The sequence below is a fragment of the Streptomyces sp. NPDC029674 genome (genome assembly GCF_044903205.1).
Lineage (GTDB): Bacteria > Actinomycetota > Actinomycetes > Streptomycetales > Streptomycetaceae > Streptomyces.
Genome location: NZ_JBJDPY010000010.1, coordinates 23275 through 44961, shown reverse-complemented (window position 1 = coordinate 44961; position 21687 = coordinate 23275). Strand labels below are relative to the sequence as shown.

The 21687-nt window shown below is 73.3% G+C and carries 19 protein-coding genes; 14 read left to right on the top strand and 5 right to left on the bottom strand.

The window, feature by feature from the left end:
* Positions 1–57 precede the first annotated feature (57 nt).
* The 3 genes from ACI2L3_RS23975 (at position 58) to ACI2L3_RS23965 (ending at position 2503) form a co-directional block, all read left to right on the top strand.
* On the top strand, positions 58–1047 hold the full coding sequence (locus ACI2L3_RS23975; RefSeq protein WP_404754434.1) for a hypothetical protein: 990 nt from the start codon (positions 58–60) through the stop codon (positions 1045–1047).
* Positions 1048–1173: 126 nt separating this feature from the next.
* Positions 1174–1749 carry a helix-turn-helix domain-containing protein gene (locus ACI2L3_RS23970; protein ID WP_404754433.1) on the top strand — a complete coding sequence of 192 codons (576 nt, stop codon included), beginning with the start codon at positions 1174–1176 and terminating at the stop codon, positions 1747–1749.
* 1 nt (position 1750) lies between these two features.
* Positions 1751–2503, top strand: a complete 753-nt coding sequence (locus ACI2L3_RS23965; RefSeq protein ID WP_404754432.1) for a helical backbone metal receptor — start codon at positions 1751–1753, stop codon at positions 2501–2503.
* Positions 2504–2505: 2 nt separating this feature from the next.
* On the opposite strand, the gene ACI2L3_RS23960 is transcribed toward ACI2L3_RS23965, so the two are convergent.
* Positions 2506–3624 (bottom strand): TDT family transporter, encoded by a 1119-nt coding sequence (locus tag ACI2L3_RS23960; protein ID WP_404754431.1) that lies wholly within the window; start codon positions 3622–3624, stop codon positions 2506–2508.
* 70 nt (positions 3625–3694) lie between these two features.
* On the opposite strand from ACI2L3_RS23960, the gene ACI2L3_RS23955 reads away from it, so the two are divergent.
* The 3 genes from ACI2L3_RS23955 to ACI2L3_RS23945 all read left to right on the top strand — a co-directional run bounded on the left by ACI2L3_RS23955 (position 3695) and on the right by ACI2L3_RS23945 (position 6319).
* Complete coding sequence (locus ACI2L3_RS23955; protein WP_404754430.1) at positions 3695–4672, top strand: LysR family transcriptional regulator; 978 nt, start codon at positions 3695–3697, stop codon at positions 4670–4672.
* A 124-nt stretch (positions 4673–4796) separates the two neighbouring features.
* Positions 4797–5252 carry a DNA-binding protein gene (locus ACI2L3_RS23950; RefSeq protein WP_404754429.1) on the top strand — a complete coding sequence of 152 codons (456 nt, stop codon included), beginning with the start codon at positions 4797–4799 and terminating at the stop codon, positions 5250–5252.
* 98 nt (positions 5253–5350) lie between these two features.
* Positions 5351–6319, top strand: coding sequence for a phosphotransferase family protein (locus ACI2L3_RS23945; RefSeq protein ID WP_404754428.1), 969 nt, complete (start codon positions 5351–5353; stop codon positions 6317–6319).
* On the opposite strand, the gene ACI2L3_RS23940 is transcribed toward ACI2L3_RS23945, so the two are convergent.
* From ACI2L3_RS23940 to ACI2L3_RS23930, 3 genes are all read right to left on the bottom strand, one after another.
* Positions 6288–7010, bottom strand: a complete 723-nt coding sequence (locus tag ACI2L3_RS23940; RefSeq protein WP_404754427.1) for a gamma-glutamyl-gamma-aminobutyrate hydrolase family protein — start codon at positions 7008–7010, stop codon at positions 6288–6290. The genes ACI2L3_RS23945 and ACI2L3_RS23940 overlap by 32 nt on opposite strands.
* A 20-nt stretch (positions 7011–7030) precedes the next feature.
* Positions 7031–8476 carry an ethanolamine permease gene (eat, locus tag ACI2L3_RS23935; protein WP_404754426.1) on the bottom strand — a complete coding sequence of 482 codons (1446 nt, stop codon included), beginning with the start codon at positions 8474–8476 and terminating at the stop codon, positions 7031–7033.
* A gap of 152 nt (positions 8477–8628) precedes the next feature.
* Entirely contained in the window at positions 8629–9378 is a 750-nt protein-coding gene (locus ACI2L3_RS23930) for a FadR/GntR family transcriptional regulator (RefSeq protein WP_404754425.1), read from the bottom strand.
* Between the two features lie 75 nt (positions 9379–9453).
* On the opposite strand from ACI2L3_RS23930, the gene ACI2L3_RS23925 reads away from it, so the two are divergent.
* The 6 genes from ACI2L3_RS23925 to ACI2L3_RS23900 all read left to right on the top strand — a co-directional run bounded on the left by ACI2L3_RS23925 (position 9454) and on the right by ACI2L3_RS23900 (position 16743).
* The gene (locus tag ACI2L3_RS23925; protein WP_404754424.1) at positions 9454–10824 is read left to right on the top strand and encodes a glutamine synthetase family protein; all 1371 of its coding nucleotides are present in this window, start codon (positions 9454–9456) and stop codon (positions 10822–10824) included.
* 8 nt (positions 10825–10832) lie between these two features.
* Entirely contained in the window at positions 10833–12194 is a 1362-nt protein-coding gene (locus ACI2L3_RS23920; protein ID WP_404754423.1) for an aldehyde dehydrogenase family protein, read from the top strand.
* A 6-nt stretch (positions 12195–12200) separates the two neighbouring features.
* Positions 12201–12980 (top strand): 3-oxoacyl-ACP reductase, encoded by a 780-nt coding sequence (locus tag ACI2L3_RS23915; protein ID WP_404754422.1) that lies wholly within the window; start codon positions 12201–12203, stop codon positions 12978–12980.
* A gap of 92 nt (positions 12981–13072) precedes the next feature.
* Entirely contained in the window at positions 13073–14386 is a 1314-nt protein-coding gene (locus ACI2L3_RS23910; RefSeq protein ID WP_404754421.1) for a haloacid dehalogenase-like hydrolase, read from the top strand.
* Between the two features lie 22 nt (positions 14387–14408).
* Entirely contained in the window at positions 14409–15713 is a 1305-nt protein-coding gene (locus ACI2L3_RS23905; RefSeq protein WP_404754420.1) for a haloacid dehalogenase-like hydrolase, read from the top strand.
* Between the two features lie 73 nt (positions 15714–15786).
* Positions 15787–16743 carry a DUF2510 domain-containing protein gene (locus ACI2L3_RS23900; RefSeq protein ID WP_404754419.1) on the top strand — a complete coding sequence of 319 codons (957 nt, stop codon included), beginning with the start codon at positions 15787–15789 and terminating at the stop codon, positions 16741–16743.
* Between the two features lie 10 nt (positions 16744–16753).
* On the opposite strand, the gene ACI2L3_RS23895 is transcribed toward ACI2L3_RS23900, so the two are convergent.
* Positions 16754–17968, bottom strand: a complete 1215-nt coding sequence (locus ACI2L3_RS23895) for an amino acid deaminase/aldolase (protein WP_404754418.1) — start codon at positions 17966–17968, stop codon at positions 16754–16756.
* A gap of 194 nt (positions 17969–18162) precedes the next feature.
* Here ACI2L3_RS23895 and ACI2L3_RS23890 point away from each other — a divergent pair, with 194 nt between their 5' ends.
* Positions 18163–20517: a hypothetical protein gene (locus tag ACI2L3_RS23890; RefSeq protein ID WP_404754417.1), complete on the top strand. Its 2355-nt coding sequence runs from the start codon at positions 18163–18165 to the stop codon at positions 20515–20517.
* Positions 20514–21683, top strand: coding sequence for a type VII secretion-associated serine protease mycosin (gene mycP, locus ACI2L3_RS23885; RefSeq protein WP_404754416.1), 1170 nt, complete (start codon positions 20514–20516; stop codon positions 21681–21683). The genes ACI2L3_RS23890 and mycP overlap by 4 nt, the downstream gene beginning before the upstream one ends.
* Positions 21684–21687: the final 4 nt, after the last annotated feature.

Here is a 21687-nt window from a genome sequence, read left to right as displayed (position 1 = left end):
CTCCTTAACCTCGACTGGGCCCTACTTGACCGCATACCTGAACGTGAGACCCCGCCCGTGACCGCAAGGCAGCCCAGGACGGCGCTCTTCGTAGTCGCCGCCGCGCTCGCCCTGACCGCCGCCCTGCTCGTCGCGCAGCTCGCCCGGGCCGACGCCGCCCCCGCCTCCGCCGGCACCGCACGCCTCGCCGCGCTCGCCGAGGACGTGACCGCCGCCGACGGCCACCGCTACGACTCGCGGGACCACACCGGCCGCACCATGGACGCCGCGCAGATCGAGCAGGCTCCGGACGGCCGCTACCTCGCCGTCTACCACACCCTCCTCACCAACGGCCGCTTCCACGCCGCCGTCGCCACCTCCACCGACCTGCGCCACTGGCAGCGCCGCCACGACTTCGGGCCCGGCACGCACCAGGCCTCGCTCGCGCACGACGGCCGCGGGGGCTACGTCCTCGCGTACGAGAAGGACCCCCGCAACCACATCGCCGTCCGCTCGTACGACAGCCTTGCGGCGCTGCTCGACGGGCGCGCCCGCCGGGCCTTCGACGCGCCGCTCACTCTCTCGCGCTGCGCCGAAGGCACCCCGAGCGTCACCGCCGTGCGCGGCGCCACGATCCACCTCACCGGGCACTACCGGGCGGGCTGCGAGACCGACCGTCAGCTGCGCGCCACCCTCACCGGCTTCCGGCACTGGCACGCCGAGCCCGACCGGCGCCTGGACCGCGCCGTGCGCACCTGGGGCAACGGCGGCAACATCGGCGACCGGGCGCCCGTGGAGCTCGGCGGGCAGCGCGTGGTGCTCGTCGAGGGACAGGGGCGGCGGGGCGACTTCGGCAGCTGGGGGACGTACGCGTACGACCCCCCGAGTGGCCGCGCGGACCGCCTCCACATCCGCACGCACGGCGGCAGCCACGCCTTCGCCAACCCGTCGGCGACCCTCCTCACCGGCCCGCGGGGCCGTCCCGCCCTGCTCGTCAGCCTCTTCGTACCGGCTGAGGGAGCCGCGCCCGGGGAGGCCGGACAGCTGCTCTACTGGCACAACCTGTAGCTCCACCGGCACAAGCTGTGGGGGTCGGTCCGGGCAACGGGGCAAAACCGTTTGGCGAACATGCGTAGGGTGCAGAAAACCCCTCAGGGTTGAGAGCGGGCCGATGCGCTGAAGGGAGCCGAGGCGATGGACGAGCACAAGGAGACCCTCCGGGTGGGCTCTGCCGTGCGGCGCCGCCGCCGCCAGCTGGAGCTCACCCTTGCCGTCGTCGCCGAGCGCAGCGGACTCTCCGTGCCGTTCCTCAGCCAGATCGAGAACGAGCGGGCGCGGCCCAGCTCGCGGTCCCTGCAGCGGGTCGCCGACGCGCTGTGCACCACCGACGTGGAGCTCCTCGCCGCCGCCGACCCCGCCCGCACCGTCGAGGTGGTGCGCGCCGCCGACGACACGGACCTGGACGGCTCCACCCCCGACGCGCGCGTACGGGAACTGGCGCGCGGCCACCACCAGCTGCACGCCCTGGAGTTCATCGGGGACCACGACGAGGGACGCGAGTTCCAGCACCGCAACGACGAGCTGATGTACGTCGTCGAGGGCGCCGTCGAGATGGAGGCCGAGGGCCGGGCCTACCGCCTGGGACGCGGCGACACGCTGTTCCTCACGGGCGGGGTGCGGCACCGCTGGCGGGCCACCGTGCCGGACACTCGGGTCCTGGTGGTCGCCGTGGGGGACCACATCGAAGCGGTGGACGACAAGGGGCGCTGACATGCCGCTCGCGCGCGGCCCGCGACGGGTCGTCTCACTGGTGCCCTCACTGACCGAGGCGGTCGCCGTCACCGTGCCGGGGGCGCTGGTCGGTGCGACCGACTGGTGCAGCCATCCGGCGGACCTCGACGGCCTCGGCGTGGTGCGGGTGGGCGGCACGAAGAACCCCGACGTGCCCCGCATCGTCGCTCTCGCCCCCGACCTCGTCGTCGCCAACGAGGAGGAGAACCGCGCGCCCGACCTGGCGGCGCTGCGGGCGGCCGGCCTCGAGGTCCTGGTGACGGAGGTACGGACGCTGGACCAGGCCTTCCGTGAACTGGCGCGCGTCCTCGCGGCGTGCGGGGCGGGGCGGCGGCCGGAGTGGCTGGAGGAGGCGGAGTCGGCGTGGCAGGGATGGGAGTCCCCCTCGGCCCGTCTCCGCGCGGCGGTCCCCATCTGGCGGCGTCCGTGGATGGTCCTGGGCCGCGACACGTTCGCGGGCGACCTCCTCGCGCGCCTGGGCGTCGACAACGCGTACGCAGGTCACGCCGACCGCTACCCGCGCGTCCCGATCGAGGAGCTGTCCGCGGCCGCCCTCGACCTGGTGGTCCTCCCGGACGAGCCGTACCGCTTCACACGGGAAGACGGCCCGGAGGCGTTCCCGGCGGGCACACCGGTCGCGCTGGTCAGCGGCCGCCATCTCACCTGGTACGGGCCGTCGCTGGCGGAGGCGCCGACGGTGCTCGGCGGGGCGTTGCGGGCAGCTCTGCGCTGAGGTCAGCGGGGTGCGGCGAGGAGACGGCCGCTGATGGTGCCGCGCAGGGTGTGCGTCAGCGCCACGGCCCACGCGGTGACGAGGAAGACGAAGAGAGCGGCCGCTAGCCAGGCGAAGACCGCGAGGCCGGTGTGGGCGGCGAGGCCCTCCGCGCCCGTCACGCACGTGCCGATGGGGAAGGTGAACGCCCACCAGGTCATCGCGAAGCCCATGCCGCGGCGGCGGGCGCGTACCACCATGGCGGCGGCGAGTGCCAGCCACAGCAGGGCGAAGCCCATCACGGGGACCCCGTAGAGGACGGCGAAGGCGAGGAAGCCGCGGGCGAGCGGGGCGGGGACGACGCCGGGGGCGAAGTCGGCGAACTTGTTGGTGGCGGTCGTCGACTGGCCCAGCGGGCCGAGCACCAGGAACAGGGTGGGGGTGAGCGCCAGGGGCAGGGGGCCCGCGGTCACCAGGCGGGCGAAGAGCAGGGGCAGCATCACCAGCGTGGCGAGCAGGCTCAGGCCGAACATCGCGAAGCAGGCGTACAGCATGGTCTGCTGGGCCGGGCCCGCGGGCAGGTGGGGTATGAGCAGCGGGCCTACGGCCGCCGACACCATGGGCGCCACCACGGGCAACAGCCACACGGGCGAGGCCTGGTCGGCGGTGATGCGGTGCCGGGTCACCATCAGGTAGGGGATGGCGACGGCCGCCGCGAGCCCGATGGCGGTGCCGGCGGTGAACAGCACGGTGTCGAGCGCGACGGCCGCGCCCGTGCCGATCCAGTCCTTGCCGACGGTCAGCGTGCCGGCCCCGACCGCGAGCAGCGCCATCGGCAGACAGCCGTAGAACGGTGCCACGGCCGGGTCGAGGAGGTGGGTCCTGGCCTGGTCGCGGTGGTGGATCCAGTGTGCGGCGCGGGCGGTGAGCAGGACGGCGAGCAGCACGGCCGACAGCGCCCACACGATCGTGCAGCCCGTCCGCAGTCCCGCCGGCCGGTACGGCAGCGTCGCCCCCGCGTTGGCGATGATGGCGGTGCCCATGACGCAGGCGTACCAGTTCGGGCCGAGGTGACGGACCGCCGGGACGCGGGTGCCGAGGGCTGCGGGGGAGGCGACAAGGGGGTGAGCGGTGGTGACCATGTGTCCACCGTCGTACGCGGGAGGCGGTGCGACCAGGGAGCACTCTTCTATGGGGGCATAAGCTGGCTTTATGAGTACGTCCCCTGCGTCTCCCGAGCCCGCCGCCTCCGCCCCTTCCCATACCCCCGAGGCGTCCCTCGCGCACCGCGTCCCCGACCTCGGCGCGCTCCAGCTGCTGCTCGCCGTGGCGCGGCTCGGCAGCCTCGGGAGGGCCGCGCGGGAGCTGGGCATCACCCAGCCCGCGGCGAGCAGCCGGGTGCGCGCCATGGAGCGGCAGCTCGGCGTCGCCCTCGTCGACCGGTCGCCCCGCGGCTCGCGCCTCACGGACGCGGGCGCCCTGGTCACCGACTGGGCGGGCCGCATCGTGGAGGCGGCGGAGGCCTTCGACGCGGGGGCGCAGGCGCTGCGCGTACGGCGGGACTCGCGGCTGCGGGTGGCGGCCAGCATGACGATCGCCGAGTACCTGCTGCCGGGCTGGCTGATCGCCCTGCGGACCCAGCGGCCGGATACGGCGGTGTCCCTGCTCGCCGGGAACTCCGCGGCCGTCGCCTCCCGGCTGCTGGCCGGCGAGGCGGACCTCGGCTTCGTCGAGGGGCTCACCGTGCCGGGCGGGCTCGACGGCGTCGTCGTCGCGCACGACCGGCTGGTCGTCGTGACGGCGCCGGGACACCCGTGGGCGCGGCGCCGGAAGCCTCTCGCCGCCGAGGAGCTGGCGGCGACGCCGCTGATCCTGCGCGAGGAGGGCTCAGGCACGCGCCAAGTGCTCGACGCGGCGCTCGGCGGCCTCGCCCGCCCCCTGATCGAGCTGTCGTCCACGACGGCGGTGAAGGCCTCGGCGGTCAGCGGCGCGGGCCCCTCCGTCCTGAGCGAGCTCGCGGTGGGCGAGGAACTGGCGGCGCGGCGCCTGGTCGAGATCCCACTGGCGGAGGTCCGCCTGCGCAGGGAGCTGCGGGCGGTCTGGCCGACGGGACATCGCCCCGCGGGTCCGGGCCGGGATCTGCTGGCGCTGACGCGGGGTGGGGCGGGGAGTGGGGGGCGGCGGTCCTGAGCGGGCCTGCGTCCCGCGCGTATCGCGTGCGCTGCATGCGCCGCGCGCACCCTCCGCGGGGTGCAAACAAAGTGTTTACAACGAACGGTTGACCACGTGGTGCGTGTCCGGTCATGCTGGACGCATGTCGTCGCACCCCGAACAGCCCCAGCCCGCCGACCCCTTCACCCCGCCCCACCCCGAACAGGCCCGCGCCCAGCGCGTGTACGCGTCGCTGATGCGCATCGCCGAGCGGCACGCGGCCGACGACGAGCAGCGCATGCGCCAGGTCCACCCCGCCGTGCTGGGCCCGCACGAAGCCGTCCGGCTCGTGTCGTTCCTGCTCAGCGGCGCCGCGAGGCCCGCAGACGGCGAGCCGGAGGTGGACCACGCCGACATCACCGCGGCCCTCACGCTCCTGCCGCTGGTGCGCGGTGAGCTGGACGAGCTGGAGACCGGCCTGCTCCAGATGGCCCGCGGTCGCGGCATGACCTGGCCGGACATCGCCTTCGGGCTCGGCCTCGGCACCCCGCAGGCGGCCCGGCAGCGGTACGAGCGGCTGGCGTCGCGGACGGCGGTCGAGGCGGAGCAAGCGGAGTAGGTGGAGGGGCAGGCAGGGGGGCAGGTGGGGGAGCGGGGCGCCGACGTACGCGCGTAATTCTGTGGCGGACGCACCCGGGCCCCGCCCACCATGGGGGCATGAACCCCACCGCGCCCCCGGCCACCGGCGTCCGCGCTCCTTGGCGTCAACTCCCCGCGCACGTACGCGGAGAGCTGGAGGCCGCGCTCGGCGCGCCCGTGGCCGAAGCGGTGACGCAGCACGGCGGATTCTCGCCGGGTGTCGCGGCCCGGGTGCTGCTCGGCGACGGGCGGCGGGCGTTCGTCAAGGCCGTCAGCGCCGACGTCAACCCCGGCAGTCCGCGGCTGCACCGCGCCGAGGCCCGTAACGCCGCCGCCCTGCCGGACTCCGTGCCCGCGCCCCGGCTCCTCGCCTCCTACGACGACGGCACCTGGGTCGCGCTCGCCTTCGAGGACATCGACGGCCGCCAGCCCGAAGTGCCCTGGCAGGCGGCGGAGCTCGGGCGCGTACTGGACGCGGTGGACGCCCTCTCGCGGGCCCTGACGCCCGCGCCCCTGACCGCCCCCACCGCCGTGGAGGCGCTGGCAGGCATCTTCCGGGGCTGGGAGCGGCTGATCGAGCAGGGCGCGGAGGACGACGACAGGCTGGACCCCTGGGTCCGCCGGAATCTGCCCGCGCTCGCCGAACTCGCCGCGCCCTGGGCGGATTTCGTGGGAGGAGACACCCTCGTCCACGGCGACCTGCGCGCCGACAACATCCTGTTCACGGCCGACGGCGACCGGGTCGTCTTCGTCGACTGGCCGCACGCCGTGCGCGCCGCGCCCTGGCTGGACCTGCTCCTCATGCTGCCGTGCGTGCGGGCGCAGGGCGGCCCCGACCCCGAGGACGTGTTCACCGCCCAGCGGGTGGGCCGGACGGCGGATCCGCGGGGCGTGACCGCGACGCTCGCGGGCGTCGCCGGATTCTTCGTACGGGGATCGTTGCAGCCGGCGCCACCCGGCCTGCCGACCCTGCGCGCCTTCCAGGCCGCCCAGGGCGCGGCCGCCGTGGAGTGGCTCAGGAAGCGGCTCGGACCAGCGCTGCCATGACGCGGGTGTCCTCGCCTATCTCCGGATGCCACTGCACGCCGAGCGCCCAGGCGGGCCGGGGGAGTTCGACGGCTTCGACGGTGCCGTCCGCCGCGTACGCCGACACGATCAGGTCCCTGCCGAGGCGGTCCACCGCCTGATGGTGGTAGGTCGGCACGTCCGTCGACGCGTCCGGGACGATCGAGGCGTAGAGCGTGTCAGGGACCGGCTTCACGGAGTGCGTGCCGAACACGCCGACCGCCTCCGCGTGTCCGTCCATGTGCTGGATCAGCGTCCCGCCGAGCGCCACGTTCATGAGCTGCATGCCCCGGCAGATGCCGAGGAGGGGTGTCCCCGACGCCAACGCGGCCTCGATCAGGGCGAGTTCCCAGGCGTCCCGCTCCGGCGCCGGCGGCCCGGTGCGCTCCTCGCGCACCGCCCCGTACCGCTCCGGTTCCACGTCGGGACCGCCCGCGACGACCACGCCGTCGAGCCGGGCGACGACGGACTCCGCGTACGACGGATCGTCCGGCGGCAGCATCGCCGCGATGCCGCCCGCCGCCTGCACGAGGCGCGGGTACCCGGCGGGCAGCAGGGCCGCGGGCAGCTGCCACACGCCCCAGCTCACCTTGGGGTCCAGGTAGGTGCTGATCCCGATCAGCGGCCTGCTCCCGCGCACCGGGCTCTCGCTCTCGCTCACACTCTCGCTCACCGTTCTCCTCATGATCGTGCTCAGTCGCGTTCCAACTCTGCCTCGGCCGCCGCGAGCGCCGCGAACTCCTCCTCCGGTGCGCGCGCCACCAGGTGCTTGCGGCTGTAGATCCCGAAGTAGGCGAGGGCGACCACGTACACGGCGAGCGCGATGACCGCCGCCGTCACGTCCACCAGGAACGTCGCGACGAGCGCCGCGCAGGCGAGGACCAGCGCCACGGACGACGTCAGGATGCCGCCCGGCGTGCGGTAGGGCCGCTCCAGACCGGGCTCGCGGCGGCGCAGCACGATGTGCGAGAGCGACATCAGGGCGTACGAGATGGTCGCGCCGAACACCGCGACGTTCAGCATGCGGGCGCCGTCCCCGGTCGCCGCGGCGAGCCCGAAGCCGATCGCGCCCGGCACGAGCAGGCCCAGGTAGGGGGCCTTTCGGCTGCTGGTGAGGGAGAGGAAGCGGGGGAGGTAGCCGGCCCGGGAGAGCGCGAAGAGCTGGCGCGAGCCCGCGTAGATGAGGGAGAAGAAGGAGGCGACCAGGCCCGCGAGGCCCGCGTAGTTGATGACGCGGCTCAGGCCGGTCGCCTTGCCGTCCGGCTGCAACGCCTCGACCAGGGGGTTGCCCGCGTCCTGGATCGCGTTCGCACCGCGTGCGCCCGCCGACGCGAAGAAGGTGAGCAGCGCGAGGGCGACGAGGATGGCCATCGACCAGCGGATCGCGCGTGGCAGCGTGCGCGCCGGGTCCTTGGTCTCCTCGGCGGCCAGCGGTACGCCCTCGACGCCGAGGAAGAACCACATGCCGAAGGGGAAGGCCGCCCAGATCCCCAACAGCCCCATCGGCAGCCAGGAGTTGGCGCCGAAGGCGTCCGGCTCCACGGGGATGTCGTTCAGCTTCGACGCGTCGAACTCCATGAACGCGCCGACCGCGAAGACGAGCAGCGCCGCCACCGCGACACCGGTGACGACGAAGCTGAAGCGCAGCGCCTCGCCGACGCCCCACAGGTGGATGCCGATGAAGATCACGAAGCAGGCGAGATAGACCGGCCAGCCCGAGGTCAGGCCGAAGAGGCCGAGCGACTCGACGTAGTCGCCGATGAAGATGGAGATCGCGGCCGGCGCGAGGATGTACTCGATCAGGATCGCGGTGCCGGTCAGGAAGCCGCCCCAGGGGCCGAGCGCCCGGCGCGCGAAGCCGTAGCCGCCGCCCGCGGTGGGCAGCACGGACGACAGCTCCGCCAGCGAGAAGACCATGCACGCGTACATCACGCCCATGAGCGCCATCGCGATCCCGAGGCCGCCGAAGCCGCCCTCCGCGAGGCCGAAGTTCCAGCCGGAGAAGTCGCCGGACACGACGTAGGCGACGCCGAGTCCGGTGAGCAGCAGCCAGCCTGCGCTGCCCCGGCGGAGCGTTCTGCGTTCCAGATAGTCGTCCGCCGGTTCGGCCGGGTTCGGTTTGCTGGACTCCACGGTCATGGCACGGCTCCTATGCGGCGGCGGCACTGCGGCGGGGTGACTCCGGGGGTGGCTCAATGGAACGGATGCATACCTTTGCCGTGTCGCGCACCGGAAAGCAAGACCCGTGCGTTACGTGATGGTTAACCCGTGATCCTCACGTCCCGTGCCCCTCACGTCAGAAAGCCCCGCAACAGCGCCGCCGTCCCCGCGCAGTGCTCCCGCATCATCTCCCGCGCGCCGTCCGCGTCCCCGTCGAGCACCGCCTCGACGAGCGCGGTGTGCTGGCGCTGCGAATGCTCCAAATTCCGTACGAGGAGCGGGATGCAGTCCAAGAGGTCGTTGACGGTCGCGCGGACCGCTGCGTACTGCGCGGTGAGCGTCGGCGACCCGCACAGTTCGGCGAGCGTGAGGTGGAGCAGCGTATCGAGCCTGCGGTACTCCGCAAGGGGTGCGTCGTGGGTCTGCGCGAGCGCCGTGCGCAGCCGGTCCGCCTGCTCGTCGGTGAGGCCGTGCGCCGCGCAGAGCCCGGCCGCGCCGACCTCCAGGACCTCGCGGAAGCGCAGCGCGTCCTCGACGTCGACGTCCTTGATGCGGCGGCGCAGCTCGTCCTCGCCCGGCGCCTCGGGGCGCGGCCGCACGAACGTCCCGCCGTACCGTCCGCGCCGCGACTCGACCAGCCCCTGGTCCTGCAGCACCTTCAGGACCTCGCGCAGCGTCACCCGGCTGATGCCGAGGCGGTCGGCCAGCTCCCGCTCCGACGGCAGCCGTTCGCCGCCGGGCACCAGGCCGAGGCGGACGACCTGGAGGATCTGCTCCAGGGCCTCCTCGAAGCCGTTGCCCGCCCGCACCGGGCGCAGTACCGGTGTCAGCCGGTCGTCGTCCGGTGTCGCGGGTGACGTGCCCTCTTCCGTGTGCGACATGCCCGTACCCCCTTCCCAAGCAATGGTTCTCCGCAATACCTTATGGCTCCCGGCTGACCCAAGGAGGCATTTCCCGTGGCAGACCGCACACCACCGCTCGCCGTCGAGGAGCTCCGCGCCCTCGTCGCGAGCGGCGAGATCGACACTGTCGTCCTGGCCTTCCCCGACATGCAGGGGCGGCTCCAGGGCAAGCGGTTCGCCGCCCGCTTCTTCCTCGACGAGGTCCTCGAGCACGGCACGGAGGGCTGCAACTACCTCCTCGCCGTCGACGCGGACATGAACACCGTCGACGGCTACGCGATGTCCTCCTGGGACCGCGGCTACGGCGACTTCGCCATGCACCCCGACCTCTCCACCCTGCGCCGCGTCCCCTGGAACGAGGGCACCGCGATGCTCATCGCGGACCTCGCCTGGAACGACTCCTCGCCCGTCGTCGCCGCGCCCCGCCAGATCCTCCGCCGTCAGCTGGAGCGGCTCGCGGAGCTGGGCTACACCGCGCACGTCGGCACCGAGCTCGAATTCATCGTCTTCAAGGACACCTACGAGCAGGCGTGGGACGCCGGATACAAGGACCTCACCCCGGCCAACCAGTACAACATCGACTACTCCGTCCTCGGCACCGGCCGCATCGAGCCGCTGCTGCGCCGCATCCGCAACGACATGGCGGCCGCCGGACTCGTCGTCGAGTCGGCCAAGGGCGAGTGCAACCCCGGCCAGCACGAGATCGTGTTCAAGTACGACGAGGCCCTCGTCACCTGCGACCAGCACGCCATCTACAAGACCGGCGCGAAGGAGATCGCGGCCCAGGAAGGTGTCTCGCTCACCTTCATGGCCAAGTTCAACGAGCGCGAGGGCAACTCCTGTCACATCCACCTCTCGCTCCAGGACGCCGACGGCACCAACGTCATGGCGGGCTCGGCGGACGACCCGGGAGGCATGTCACCCGTCATGCGGCACTTCCTCGCCGGTCAGCTCGCCGCCCTCCGCGACTTCTCGCTGCTCTACGCGCCCAACATCAACTCCTACAAGCGGTTCCAGCCCGGCACGTTCGCGCCGACCGCCGCGGCCTGGGGGCACGACAACCGCACCTGCGCGCTGCGTGTGGTCGGCCACGGCCGCTCGATGCGCTTCGAGAACCGGCTGCCGGGGGGTGACGTGAACCCGCACCTCGCCGTCGCCGGACTGATCGCCGCCGGACTCCACGGCATGGAGCACAAGCTCGAACTGCCCGACGAGTGCACCGGGAACGCCTACACCGGGGAGTACGAACACGTCCCCACCACCCTGCGCGAGGCCGCCGACCTCTGGGAGAACAGCCCCATCGCCAAGGCCGCCTTCGGCGACGAGGTGGTCGCCCACTACCGCAACATGGCGCGGGTCGAGCTCCAGGCCTTCGACTCCGCGGTGACCGACTGGGAGCTCCGCCGCTCCTTCGAACGCATGTGAGGAACGACTTGCTGCAGGTACTCAACCCGGCGACCGAAGAGGTCGTCGCGACCGTCCCCGCCGCCACCCCGCAGGACGTCGACGCCGCCGTCGCCCGTGCCGCGCGCGCCCAGGAACAGTGGGCCGCGACCGCCCCCGCCGACCGGGCCAGACTCCTGCGCCGCTTCGCCGCCCAGGTCGACGAACACCTCGAAGAGCTGGCCCGGCTGGAGGTGCGCGAGGCCGGACACGTCATCGGCAACGCCCGTTGGGAAGCGGGCAACGTCCGCGACCTCCTCGACTTCTCGGCCGGGGGAGTGGAGCGGCTGAGCGGCCGGCAGATCCCCGTGCCCGGCGGCCTGAACGTGACCATCCTCGAGCCCCTCGGGGTAGTCGGCGTCATCGCCCCCTGGAACTTCCCCATGCCCATCGCCGCCTGGGGCACGGCCCCCGCCCTCGCGGCGGGCAACGCGGTGATCCTCAAGCCCGCCGAGACGACCCCGCTCACCGCGCTCCGCCTCGCCGAACTCGCCCTGGCGGCGGGGCTCCCCGAAGGCCTCTTCCAGGTCCTGCCCGGCGAGGGCGCCGTCGCGGGCAACGCCCTCGTCGAGCACCCCGGCGTCGCCAAGATCGTGTTCACCGGCTCCACCCAAGTCGGCAAGCGGATCATGGCCACCTGCGCCGACCGGGTGAAGCGGCTGACCCTCGAACTCGGCGGCAAGAGCCCGAACATCGTCTTCGCCGACGCCGACGTGGAAGCGGCGGCCCTGGCCACCCCCATGTCGTATCTCGACAACTCGGGACAGGACTGCTGCGCCCGCACCCGCGTCCTCGTCCAGCGCTCGGTGTACGACCGGTTCCTGGAGGTCGTGGCCCCCGCGATCGAGTCCGTCGTCGTGGGCGACCCGGCCGACGAGAAGACGCAGATGGGCCCGCTGATCTCCAGGACCCAGCTGGACCGGGTCCGCTCCTACGTCACCCCCGGCGACGGCATCCACGGGACGGCCCCCGAAGGACCCGGCTTCTGGTTCCCGCCGACGCTGCTCACCGACGTCGGCCCGGACGCGCCGGTCGCCACGGAGGAGGTCTTCGGGCCCGTCGCCGTCGTCATCCCCTTCGAGGACGAGGCCGACGCGATCCGGCTCGCCAACGCCACCGACTACGGCCTGTCCGGCTCCATCTGGACCCGCGACGTCGGCCGCGCCCTGCGCGTCTCCTCGGCAGTCCGGGCGGGCAACCTGTCCGTCAACTCGCACTCCAGCGTGCGCTATTGGACCCCCTTCGGCGGCTACAAGCAGTCCGGGCTCGGCCGCGAGCTCGGCCCCGACGCCCTCGCCGCCTTCACGGAAACCAAGAACGTCTTCATCAGCACGGAAAGCACGGAGGCCTGAAGCCCTATGTCAGAGAACATCTGCCGCCGCCTCGTCGGCCGCACCGCCGTCATCACCGGCGCCGGCAGCGGCATCGGCCTCGCCACCGCGCGCCGCCTCGCCTCCGAGGGCGCCCACGTCGTCTGCGGCGACATCGACGAGACCGCGGGCAAGGCCGCCGCCGAGGAAACCGGCGGAATCTTCGTGCAGGTCGACGTCACCGACGCCGAGCAGGTCGAGGCGCTCTTCAAGACGGCCTTCGACACCTACGGCTCCGTCGACATCGCCTTCAACAACGCGGGCATCTCGCCGCCCGACGACGACTCCATCCTGGACACGGGCCTCGAAGCCTGGAAGCGCGTCCAGGACGTCAACCTCACCTCCGTGTACCTGTGCTGCAAGGCCGCCATCCCCTACATGCGGCGCCAGGGCAAGGGCTCGATCATCAACACCGCGTCGTTCGTGGCCCGGATGGGCGCGGCGACCTCACAGATCTCGTACACCGCGTCCAAGGGCGGCGTCCTCGCGATGTCGCGCGAGCTCGGCGTGCAGTTCGCCCGCGAGGGCATCCGCGTCAACGCGCTCTGCCCGGGCCCGGTGAACACTCCGCTCCTGCAGGAACTCTTCGCCAAGGACCCCGAGCGCGCCGCGCGCCGCCTCGTGCACATCCCGGTGGGCCGCTTCGCCGAGGCCGAGGAGATGGCGGCCGCGGTGGCGTTCCTCGCCAGCGACGACTCATCGTTCGTGAACGCCACGGACTTCCTCGTGGACGGCGGGCTCACCGGGGCCTACGTCACGCCCCTGTAGCCGCACCCTCGCAGTTCACCCAGCAGCCACCCACCCGTCAGCCGGGCGTCGCGCGACGCCCGGCTGACCTGCGTAAACACGGGAGTGTGTACATGAACCTCAAGCGCCGCTGCACCGCCGCGGCCGCCGTCCTCGCCGTGGCCGGGACCGGCCTCATCGGCGTCCAGGCCACCGCCGAAGCGACACAGGACTCCTCCCGCCCGAAGACCGGGAAGTGCCCCACGCTGACGGTCTCCAAGGGCTGGTACGGCGACAACCGGGCAAGACTCCAGCGCATGGTGGACCGGTACGGCAGCTGCGGCGACGGCCACGGACACGGCGCCGGGCCCGTCGCCGTCTTCGACTGGGACAACACCGTCATCAAGAACGACATCGGCGACGCCACCATGTTCTGGCTGCTGCGCAACGGCAAGATCCGCACGCCCGAGAGCGGCGACTGGCACACCACCAGCCGCTATCTGACCCACCCGGCCGCCAAGGCCCTCGCGAAGGCCTGCCCCGCCACCGGCACCACCCTGCCCACCCACCGGAACACCGCCTGCGCCGACGAGATCCTCGCCGTCTACAGCGAGGGCACCACCACCTCGGGCAAGGCGGCCTTCGCCGGCTTCGACCACCGCCGCATGGAGCCGCAGTACGCCTGGCTCGCCCAGCTCACCCGCGGCTGGTCCACCCGCCAGGTCAAGCAGTTCGCGGCCGCCGCGCGCAAGGAGAACCTCGCCGCGCCCATCGGCACCGAACAGCGGGTCGGCACCGGCAAGGTCACCGGCTGGGTCCGCTATTACGACCAGCAGCGCGACCTGATCCGCACGCTGAAGAAGGCCGGGTTCGACGTGTACGTCGTCTCCGCGTCGCCCGAGCCGGTCGCCGAGGTGTGGGGCAGGAGCGTGGGCGTCGACGCCGGGCACACCCTCGGCATCCGCAACGTCACCGCCCACGGCAAGCACACCGCGCACCTCAAGGGCTGCGGCACCGTCAAGGACGGCGACGACTCGATGATCACGTACATCGACGGCAAGCGCTGCTGGATCAACAAGGAGATCCTCGGCGTGCGCGGCGCCGCCGCCGAGAAGGTGCAACCGGCCGCGAAGCGTCAGGTGTTCGCTGCGGGCGACTCCGACACGGACGTGTCCTTCCTGCGCGACGCCACCGGCCTGCGCCTCGTCCTGAACCGCAACAAGAACGAAGTGATGTGCCGCGCCTACGACAACGGCGACGGCCGCTGGCTGGTCAACCCCATGTTCATCGAGCCCAAGGGCAAGAAGGCCGACCCCTACCCCTGCGCCTCCACCGGCTACACCGAACGGGACGGCGGCGAGGGTCCGGTACGCCGCACGGACGGCTCCGTGATCCCCGATCAGCGGGACACGGTGCACGGGACGGCGACGCCGTCGTCAACTTCGTAAGGCTGATGTACGGTCCACTCACATGCGTAACAGAAACATTTTGGCGCTGACCCTGGCCGCGGCCGCCACCCTGGCGGCCGTACCGGCGGCAGCTCTCCCCGCGGCCGCCGCCACGACCGCGAACTCCCGTGCCGCGCAAGGGGATTGCCCCCAGCTGTCGAAGAAGCTGACCTGGTACGGCAACAACCGCGCCAAGCTGCAGCGCACCATCGACGAGCGCGGCACCTGTGCCAACCCGGACCTGGGTCACGGCAGGAGCGAGCGCCCGGTCGCCGCGTTCGACTGGGACAACACCATCACGAAGAACGACGTCACCGACGCGACCATCGCCTGGTCTCTGCGGCACGACAAGATCCTGCGGCCCAAGAGCTGGAAGTCCACCAGCAAGTGGCTGACCGACGACGCGGACCGCGCGCTCACCGCGGCGTGCGGTACGAAGGTGCCGGTCGGCAAGCCGCTGCCCACGTCCACGGACAAGGACTGCGCCGACGAGATCTTCGAGGTCCGCGAGGACGGGAAGACGATGAGCGGCGCCGCCGCGTTCGCGGGGAAGTGGGACCACCGCCACACCGTCCCGCAGTACGCCTGGGTGCCGCAGCTCTTCGCCGGGCACACCGTCCGCGAACTGGAGTCGTACGCCGCGAAGGCCCGCAAGGAGGCGCTCGCCGCCCCCGTCGGCGCCACGCAGACCGTCGGCACGCACGAGATCCCCGGCTACGTCCGCTACTACGACCAGCAGCGCGATCTGATCCGCACGCTGAAGAAGGCCGGGTTCGACGTCTACATCGTCTCGGCGGGCTCGGAGCCGGTCACCGAGGTGTGGTCGAAGAGCGTCGGCATCGACCGCAAGCACACCATCGCGATCCGGTCCGTCCTGGACCGCGAGGGCCGCATCACCACCTGGAACCAGGGCTGCGGCGGCGTCCCCGTCAACAAGGGCGAGGCCATCCCCTACATCGACGGCAAGCGCTGCTGGGTCAACCAGGAGATCTTCGGCATCCACGGCAAGAAGGCCTGGCACAAGCAGGACTTCCGGCACCGCATCGCGCTCGGCGGCGGCGACGCCGACACGGACGTGACCTTCGTCGGCGACGCGACCGGCGCGCACCTCGTCCTGAACCGCAACAAGAGCGAGTTCATGTGCCGTGCGTACGACGACGCGGACGGCCGCTGGGTCGTGAACCCCATGTTCATCGAGCCGATGAAGCAGAAGCCGGACCTCTACCCGTGCTCGACGAGTGCGTACAACGAGCACGACGGTGACAAGGGCCCCGTCAGGCGCGCGGACGGCACCGTGGTCGCCGACCAGCGGGACTCGGTGTACTGATCCATCCTCGGCTGATCCTCGGTGCGCTGATCCTCGGTGTACCGATCTTCCCGGCACGTCTTAGAGTGCCGGGATGAGCATGCCGACGCCGCCCGGCTGGTACCCGGACCCGCACCAGCCCTCCGCCGAGCGCTGGTGGGACGGCGCTGCCTGGACCGAGCACCGGCGGACGCCCGAGCCCGCCCAAGTCGCCCCGGTGCACCAGGGATTCGGGCCGCCGCAGGACACCACATCGGTCATGCCGGTGACCTCCTCCCGGGGCGGCGGCCGGGCGAAGCTCGTCGCGCTGGGCGTCGCCGGGGTCGTCCTCGCCGCGGCGATCGTCACGGGCGCCGTCGCCCTCACCAAGGACGGCGGCGACCCGCGGGGCGGCCCGCCGGCGCCGAGCACCCCCGCCGAGAGCAGCCCGACGCCGACCCGGTCGGAGACGAAGTCGGCGTCCCCGACCACCGATCCCGACCCGGACACCCTCGTCGACGACCTCAACGGCATCACGCTCCCCGTGCCCGAGGGCTGGGAGAAGGACGACGACTCCTTCGGCGGCGGCGCGACCATCCAGACCCCCGACATCGTCGACTGTCCGGGCGACTCCGGCCTCTGCCGCGAGGGCACCGTCACGTCGAGCGCCGTGACGGGCACGGACGAGACGGACCCCAAGGTCGTCGCCCGCGGCGACATCAAGGACGCGGCGGACGCCGCCTACGACAAGGACAAGCTGGACAACCAGCCCTACGGCGGCATCACCGGCCACGAGAAGGTCAAGGAAGGCCAGGTGGCCGTCGCGGGCCGCAGCGGCTACTTCGTGCGCTGGCGCGTCCACACGGCGAAGGGCGACGGCGGGTACGTCCAGTCGCTCGCCTTCGCGTCGAGCGTCGGCTCGGAGTCGATGGTCATCGTCCGGTTCAACGTCGGCGCGGGCGACGACGCCCCGCCCGTCTCCGTCCTTGACGAGATCACGGACGGGATCCGCTCGGTGGACGACAGCGCGACGGGCGGCGGCGTGGGCGACGACGTCGGACCGACACCGTGAGCGAGGCGGCTCACAGAAACGTGTGACCCTCGCCCCGATACGTCGGAACACTCGCCGTCACCTTGTCGCCCTCGACCAGGTGCAGGGTCTCGAACCGCTCGCACAGTTCCCCGGCCTTGGCGTGCCGGAACCACACCTTGTCGCCGATCAGCAGATCGTCGGCCGGGGGCCCGTGCAGCGGCGTCTGCACTTCACCCGCGCCCTCCTGCGGGTCGTACCGCAGCCCCTCGGGCAGGTACGGCACCGGCGAGCGGTCCGGGCCCGCGACCCCCGACGCCGGGTATCCGCCGCCGAGCACTGTCACCGTCCCCACGCCGGGCCGCCGCACCACGGGCTGCGCGAACAGCGCGGCGGGACGCCCGCTGAACGACGTGTAGTTGTCGAAGAGCCGCGGCACGAAGAGCCCCGACCCGGCGGCGATCTCGGTCACCGCACGCTCGGCCGCGGTGTGCTGCACGCTGCCGGTGCCGCCGCCGTTCACGAACTCCAGGTCCGGCGCGACCGCCCGGACGGCGGCGATGGCCTCTCCCCGGCGCGCGGACAGTTCCCTGCGGGCCGCGGCCTGCATCGTCCGGATCGCGCGGGAACGCGCCGGGTGACCCTCCACCGCGTCACCCACACCCGCCACATGCCCCTCGTACGCCATGACGCCCACGAGCCGGAAACCTGGCCGCCGGACGATGGCGCGGGCCAGGGCGGCGATCTGCGCGGGCGAGTGCAACGGCGACCGGAGCGCGCCGATCCGCACCCGCCCGCCGAGCACCTTGAAGGAGGTGTCCAACTCCAGAGACACCCGCACCTCTTCGCGCCCGTCCCCCCTCGCCTCGTCGATCAACCGCAGCTGGGCCGGGTCGTCGACCATCACGGTCACCGACGCGGCGAGCTTCGGATCGGCGGTCAGCTCGGCGAAACCGGCCCGGTCCGCCGAGGGGTACGCGAGCAGCACATCATCGAAACCGGAGCGGGCCAGCCAGAGCGACTCCGCGAGCGTGTACGACATGATCCCGGCGAAACCGTCGCGGGCAAGGACCCGTTCGAGCAGGGCACGGCAGCGTACGGACTTGCTGGCGACGCGGATCGGCTTGCCCGCGGCCCGGCGCACGAGATCGTCGGCGTTGGCGTCGAAAGCGCCCAGGTCCACGAGGGCGAGGGGGGCGTCGAGGTGTGCGGTGGCGCGGTCGTAGCGGGCTCGGTCGGCGGCTCGGTCTGCGGCACGGGCAGTCATGGCGGAAGCCTGCCAGACGCGATTACCAGAGGGTAGGGGGATGATCCGGGCAGATCGCCCGGGGGTCCGGACTGGGTTCCCGTACGCCGTGGGTCTGCCCGTAGAGTGACGCGCACGGAGCCTGGCCGAGCGGTGCGTACGGAGCCTCGCCGACCTCGCGCTCCGGCCGGCCGAGCGCGAGGAAACGGGGGAGCATGAGCACGGAGGCGCCTCGCAGCCCCATCCCCCCGCGCCCCACCGCGCCGCCCCGCCCCGCGTCCCCGCCGCCCCCCGCGGCCCCGCCCGCCGAGCCGCCGCCACCCCCCTCGGCCCGCTTCCCCGACGTCCGTCCCCCGGTGGACAAGGACTGGCTCCTCACCACCCCCCGCCCCACCCCCGAGGACCCGGACAGGGCCACCCGCATACAAAGCCTGCTGGCCCCCTTCGACGAGCCCCGCACCCCCCACCCCCCGGCGCCCGCTGCCACCCCCCACCAGCTTTCCGACGAGACGCCACCGCTGCCCTCGTCCCGGCTGCCCGACGCCCCACCGAAGATCGTCGCGGACGAACCGCACACGCCGCCGACCACAGACGACGCGTCCCCCACACCTTCCGGCGAACCGCCGCTGTCCCCGTCCCGCCCCGGCGCCCCCGATGAGCCGCCCACCCCGGCGACCGCGCCTCGGGCGCGCCGCCAGTCCGGCGAGACATCGCCGCCACCGGCGTCTTCGGCCCGCCTGCCCGACTCCCCGCCGACGATCGCGGGCAAGGCCCGCCCGAACCTCACCGCCGAGCCGCCCACCCCGGCGACCGGAACCGCCGCACCCGACACGCACCGCGAGGCCTCCGGCATGGCTGTGCCACCGCCGCCGTCCTCTGCGCCCGCCGTGCCGCCGACGGTCGCGGGTGAGGCCTGCACGGTCGCCACCGTCGAGCCCGGCGCGCACCGCGAGGTCTCCGGCGTGGCCGTGCCACCGCCGCCGTCCTCCGCTCGTCTGCCCGACGTGCCGCCGAGCATCGCGGGCGAGGCTCGCATCGACGCCCCCGGCGAGCCGTCCACCCCGGCGACCGGCAAGGCCACACCACCCACACACCGGGAAGCCTCCCTTGAGGTGTCGCCGCCGGTGTCTTCGGCCCGGCTGCCCGACGCCCCGCCGACGGTCGCGGGCAAGGCCCGTACCGACCTCGCCGCCGAGCCCCGCGCGCAACGCGAGGCTCCCGGCATGGCGCCGCCGCCGTCCTCCGCCCGGCTGCCCGACTCCCCGCCGACCGTCCCGGGCAAGGCCCGCACGGACGCCCCCGCCGAGCCCTCCACCCCGGCGGCCGACGGCGCCGCCGTGCCACCGCCATCGTCCTCCGCCCGCCTCCCCGACGCCCCGCCGACCGTCCCGGGCGAGGCCCGCACGGACGTCACCGACGAGCCCCCCACCCCGGCGGCCAGCACCGTCGCGCCCGGCACGCACCGCGAGGCCCCCGGCGCCGCCGTGCCACCGCCGCCGTCCTCCGCCCGCCTCCCCGACGCCCCGCCGACCGTCCCGGGCAAGGCCCGCACGGACGTCGCCGCCGAGCCCTCCGCCCCGGCGGCCGGCGGCGACGTCGCGCTCAGCGCGCAGCGTGAGGCCCCCAGCGGGACAGTGCCGTCGCCGGCCTCCCTCACGGGGGACGTCCGTACCGGCGGCGTCGCCGGTGGGAGGGCGCGGCGGGCTGTGGGGGCCGTTGATTTGGCGCCGGGGCCCGGTGCGGGGCGGCCGTTCGTGTTTTTTGCGCGGCCTGCTCTGTATGACGACACCACCACTCGGCTGCGCCCCGTCGGCGCCTGGGCGCGCCCGCGTGCGGCCGCCGCCGCGGCCTGTGTCGTGCTGGGGCTCGGGCTCATCGGAGGGGCGGTGACCGGGAGCTGGCTGACGGGGGAGTCCGCGGCCGGTGGGGCCACGCGGAGCGCGTACACCGTCACCGGGGCCCTCTGGCACAGCGTCCCCGTCGACCGGCTCTTTCCGCCGGTGCTGAAGGGGGAGGGCGCGGGACCGGGCGGTGCCGACAGGGCCTGGACCCGGATAGCCGTCGCGCCGGACAGCGGCTGTCGGGGCGCGTTCGACCCGTTGCTGAAGCAGGCGCTCGACCCGGTCGGATGTCTGCGGCTGCTGCGGGCCACGTACACGGACGCCACCCGCAGCCACGTCACCACCGTGGGCCTGCTCTTCACCAAGGCGGACGCCGACGCGATGCAGACGCTGCGGAACCGTTTCACGGAGGAGGGGCTCGACCGGCGCACCGACCTCATGCCGCGGCCGTACGCCGCCAAGGGCACCGCCGCCGAGGGCTTCAGGGACGCCCAGCGGGCGGCCTGGACCGTGTCCGTGCTGCCGGACGCGCCCGTCGTCGCGTACTCCGTCTCCGGATTCGCCGACGGCCGCGCCGTCACGGACCCCGAACCCGCCACCGAGGCCATGGGCAGCAACACCACGTCCGCGCCCGCCCAGGCGGGCCTCGGCCACGAGGCGAAGGGCATCGCCGACCGCGTCGAGCGCGGCCTGCGCAAGATCATCGCGGCTGCGGAGAAGAAGTCATGAGGAAGCGGAAACGGCTCGTCGCGGCCCTCGCCGGCATCGCGGTGGCCCTCGCTCCGACCGCCACCGCGTACGCCGACGACGGCATCCGCGCCCAGCAGTGGGCCCTCGACGCCATGCGCACCAGCCAGGCCTGGCAGACCACGAAGGGCGACGGCATCACCGTCGCCGTCCTGGACACCGGCATAGACGCCGAGCACCCGGACCTCGCGGGCAGCGTCCTCGAAGGAAAGGACATGGTCGGGTTCGGCGCCGGCCGGGGCGACCGGCCCTGGGCCAGGCACGGCACCGCCATGGCCGGGATCATCGCGGGCCACGGACACGGCACGGCCGGCCGCGACGGCGTACTCGGCATCGCGCCCGAGGCGAAGATCCTGCCGGTCCGGGTGATCCTCGAAGACGGCGACCCCGCCCGCAAGAAGGCCCGCAACACCCGCGGCAACGCCCTCGCCGAAGGCATCCGCTGGGCCGCCGACCACGGCGCGGACGTCATCAACCTCTCCCTCGGCGACGACTCCAAGTCCGCCCACCCCGAACCGGCCGAGGACGCCGCCGTGCAGTACGCCCTGAAGAAGGGCGTCGCCGTCGTCGCCTCCGCCGGCAACGGCGGCGAGCGCGGCGACCACATCTCCTACCCGGCCGCCTACCCCGGCGTGATCGCCGCGACGGCCGTCGACGAGAACGGCGACCGCGCCTCGTTCTCCACCCGCCGCTGGTACGCCACCGTCGCCGCACCCGGCGACGACATCGTCATCGCCGACCCCGACCGCAAGTACTACGAGGGCTGGGGCACCAGCGCCGCCTCGGCCTTCGTCTCGGGCGCCGTCGCCCTGATCCGCGCCGCCCACCCCGGCCTGAAGCCCGCCCAGATCAAACAGCTCCTGGAGGACACGGCCCGCGACGCCCCGTCCGGCGGCCGTGACGACTCCCGCGGCTTCGGCCTGATCGACCCCGCGGCGGCGCTCGCCCGCGCCGGCAGAATCAAGCCCGAGGAGCCGCGCACGGCGACGTACGGCACGAAGTACTTCGGCCGGGGCCCGGACGCGACACAGGGCGACGACGGGCCCGCCGGGTGGGTCGGGCCGGTCGCCGGAGGCCTCGGCGTACTCCTGCTCGCGATGGCGGTCCACCTGTGGAGGACCAGGTCAGGGGCGCCGCGGCGCGACTGACACC

Excerpts from the sequence above, each read along its gene's own strand:
- ACI2L3_RS23970 (WP_404754433.1), top strand. The coding sequence starts at position 1,174 with ATGGACGAGCACAAGGAGACCCTCCGGGTGGGCTCTGCCGTGCGGCGC.
- ACI2L3_RS23965 (WP_404754432.1), top strand. The coding sequence starts at position 1,751 with ATGCCGCTCGCGCGCGGCCCGCGACGGGTCGTCTCACTGGTGCCCTCA.
- ACI2L3_RS23960 (WP_404754431.1), bottom strand. The coding sequence starts at position 3,624 with ATGGTCACCACCGCTCACCCCCTTGTCGCCTCCCCCGCAGCCCTCGGC.
- ACI2L3_RS23955 (WP_404754430.1), top strand. The coding sequence starts at position 3,695 with ATGAGTACGTCCCCTGCGTCTCCCGAGCCCGCCGCCTCCGCCCCTTCC.
- ACI2L3_RS23950 (WP_404754429.1), top strand. The coding sequence starts at position 4,797 with ATGTCGTCGCACCCCGAACAGCCCCAGCCCGCCGACCCCTTCACCCCG.
- ACI2L3_RS23945 (WP_404754428.1), top strand. The coding sequence starts at position 5,351 with ATGAACCCCACCGCGCCCCCGGCCACCGGCGTCCGCGCTCCTTGGCGT.
- eat (WP_404754426.1), bottom strand. The coding sequence starts at position 8,476 with ATGACCGTGGAGTCCAGCAAACCGAACCCGGCCGAACCGGCGGACGAC.
- ACI2L3_RS23930 (WP_404754425.1), bottom strand. The coding sequence starts at position 9,378 with ATGTCGCACACGGAAGAGGGCACGTCACCCGCGACACCGGACGACGAC.
- ACI2L3_RS23915 (WP_404754422.1), top strand. The coding sequence starts at position 12,201 with ATGTCAGAGAACATCTGCCGCCGCCTCGTCGGCCGCACCGCCGTCATC.
- ACI2L3_RS23910 (WP_404754421.1), top strand. The coding sequence starts at position 13,073 with ATGAACCTCAAGCGCCGCTGCACCGCCGCGGCCGCCGTCCTCGCCGTG.
- ACI2L3_RS23905 (WP_404754420.1), top strand. The coding sequence starts at position 14,409 with ATGCGTAACAGAAACATTTTGGCGCTGACCCTGGCCGCGGCCGCCACC.
- ACI2L3_RS23900 (WP_404754419.1), top strand. The coding sequence starts at position 15,787 with ATGAGCATGCCGACGCCGCCCGGCTGGTACCCGGACCCGCACCAGCCC.
- ACI2L3_RS23895 (WP_404754418.1), bottom strand. The coding sequence starts at position 17,968 with ATGACTGCCCGTGCCGCAGACCGAGCCGCCGACCGAGCCCGCTACGAC.
- ACI2L3_RS23890 (WP_404754417.1), top strand. The coding sequence starts at position 18,163 with ATGAGCACGGAGGCGCCTCGCAGCCCCATCCCCCCGCGCCCCACCGCG.
- mycP (WP_404754416.1), top strand. The coding sequence starts at position 20,514 with ATGAGGAAGCGGAAACGGCTCGTCGCGGCCCTCGCCGGCATCGCGGTG.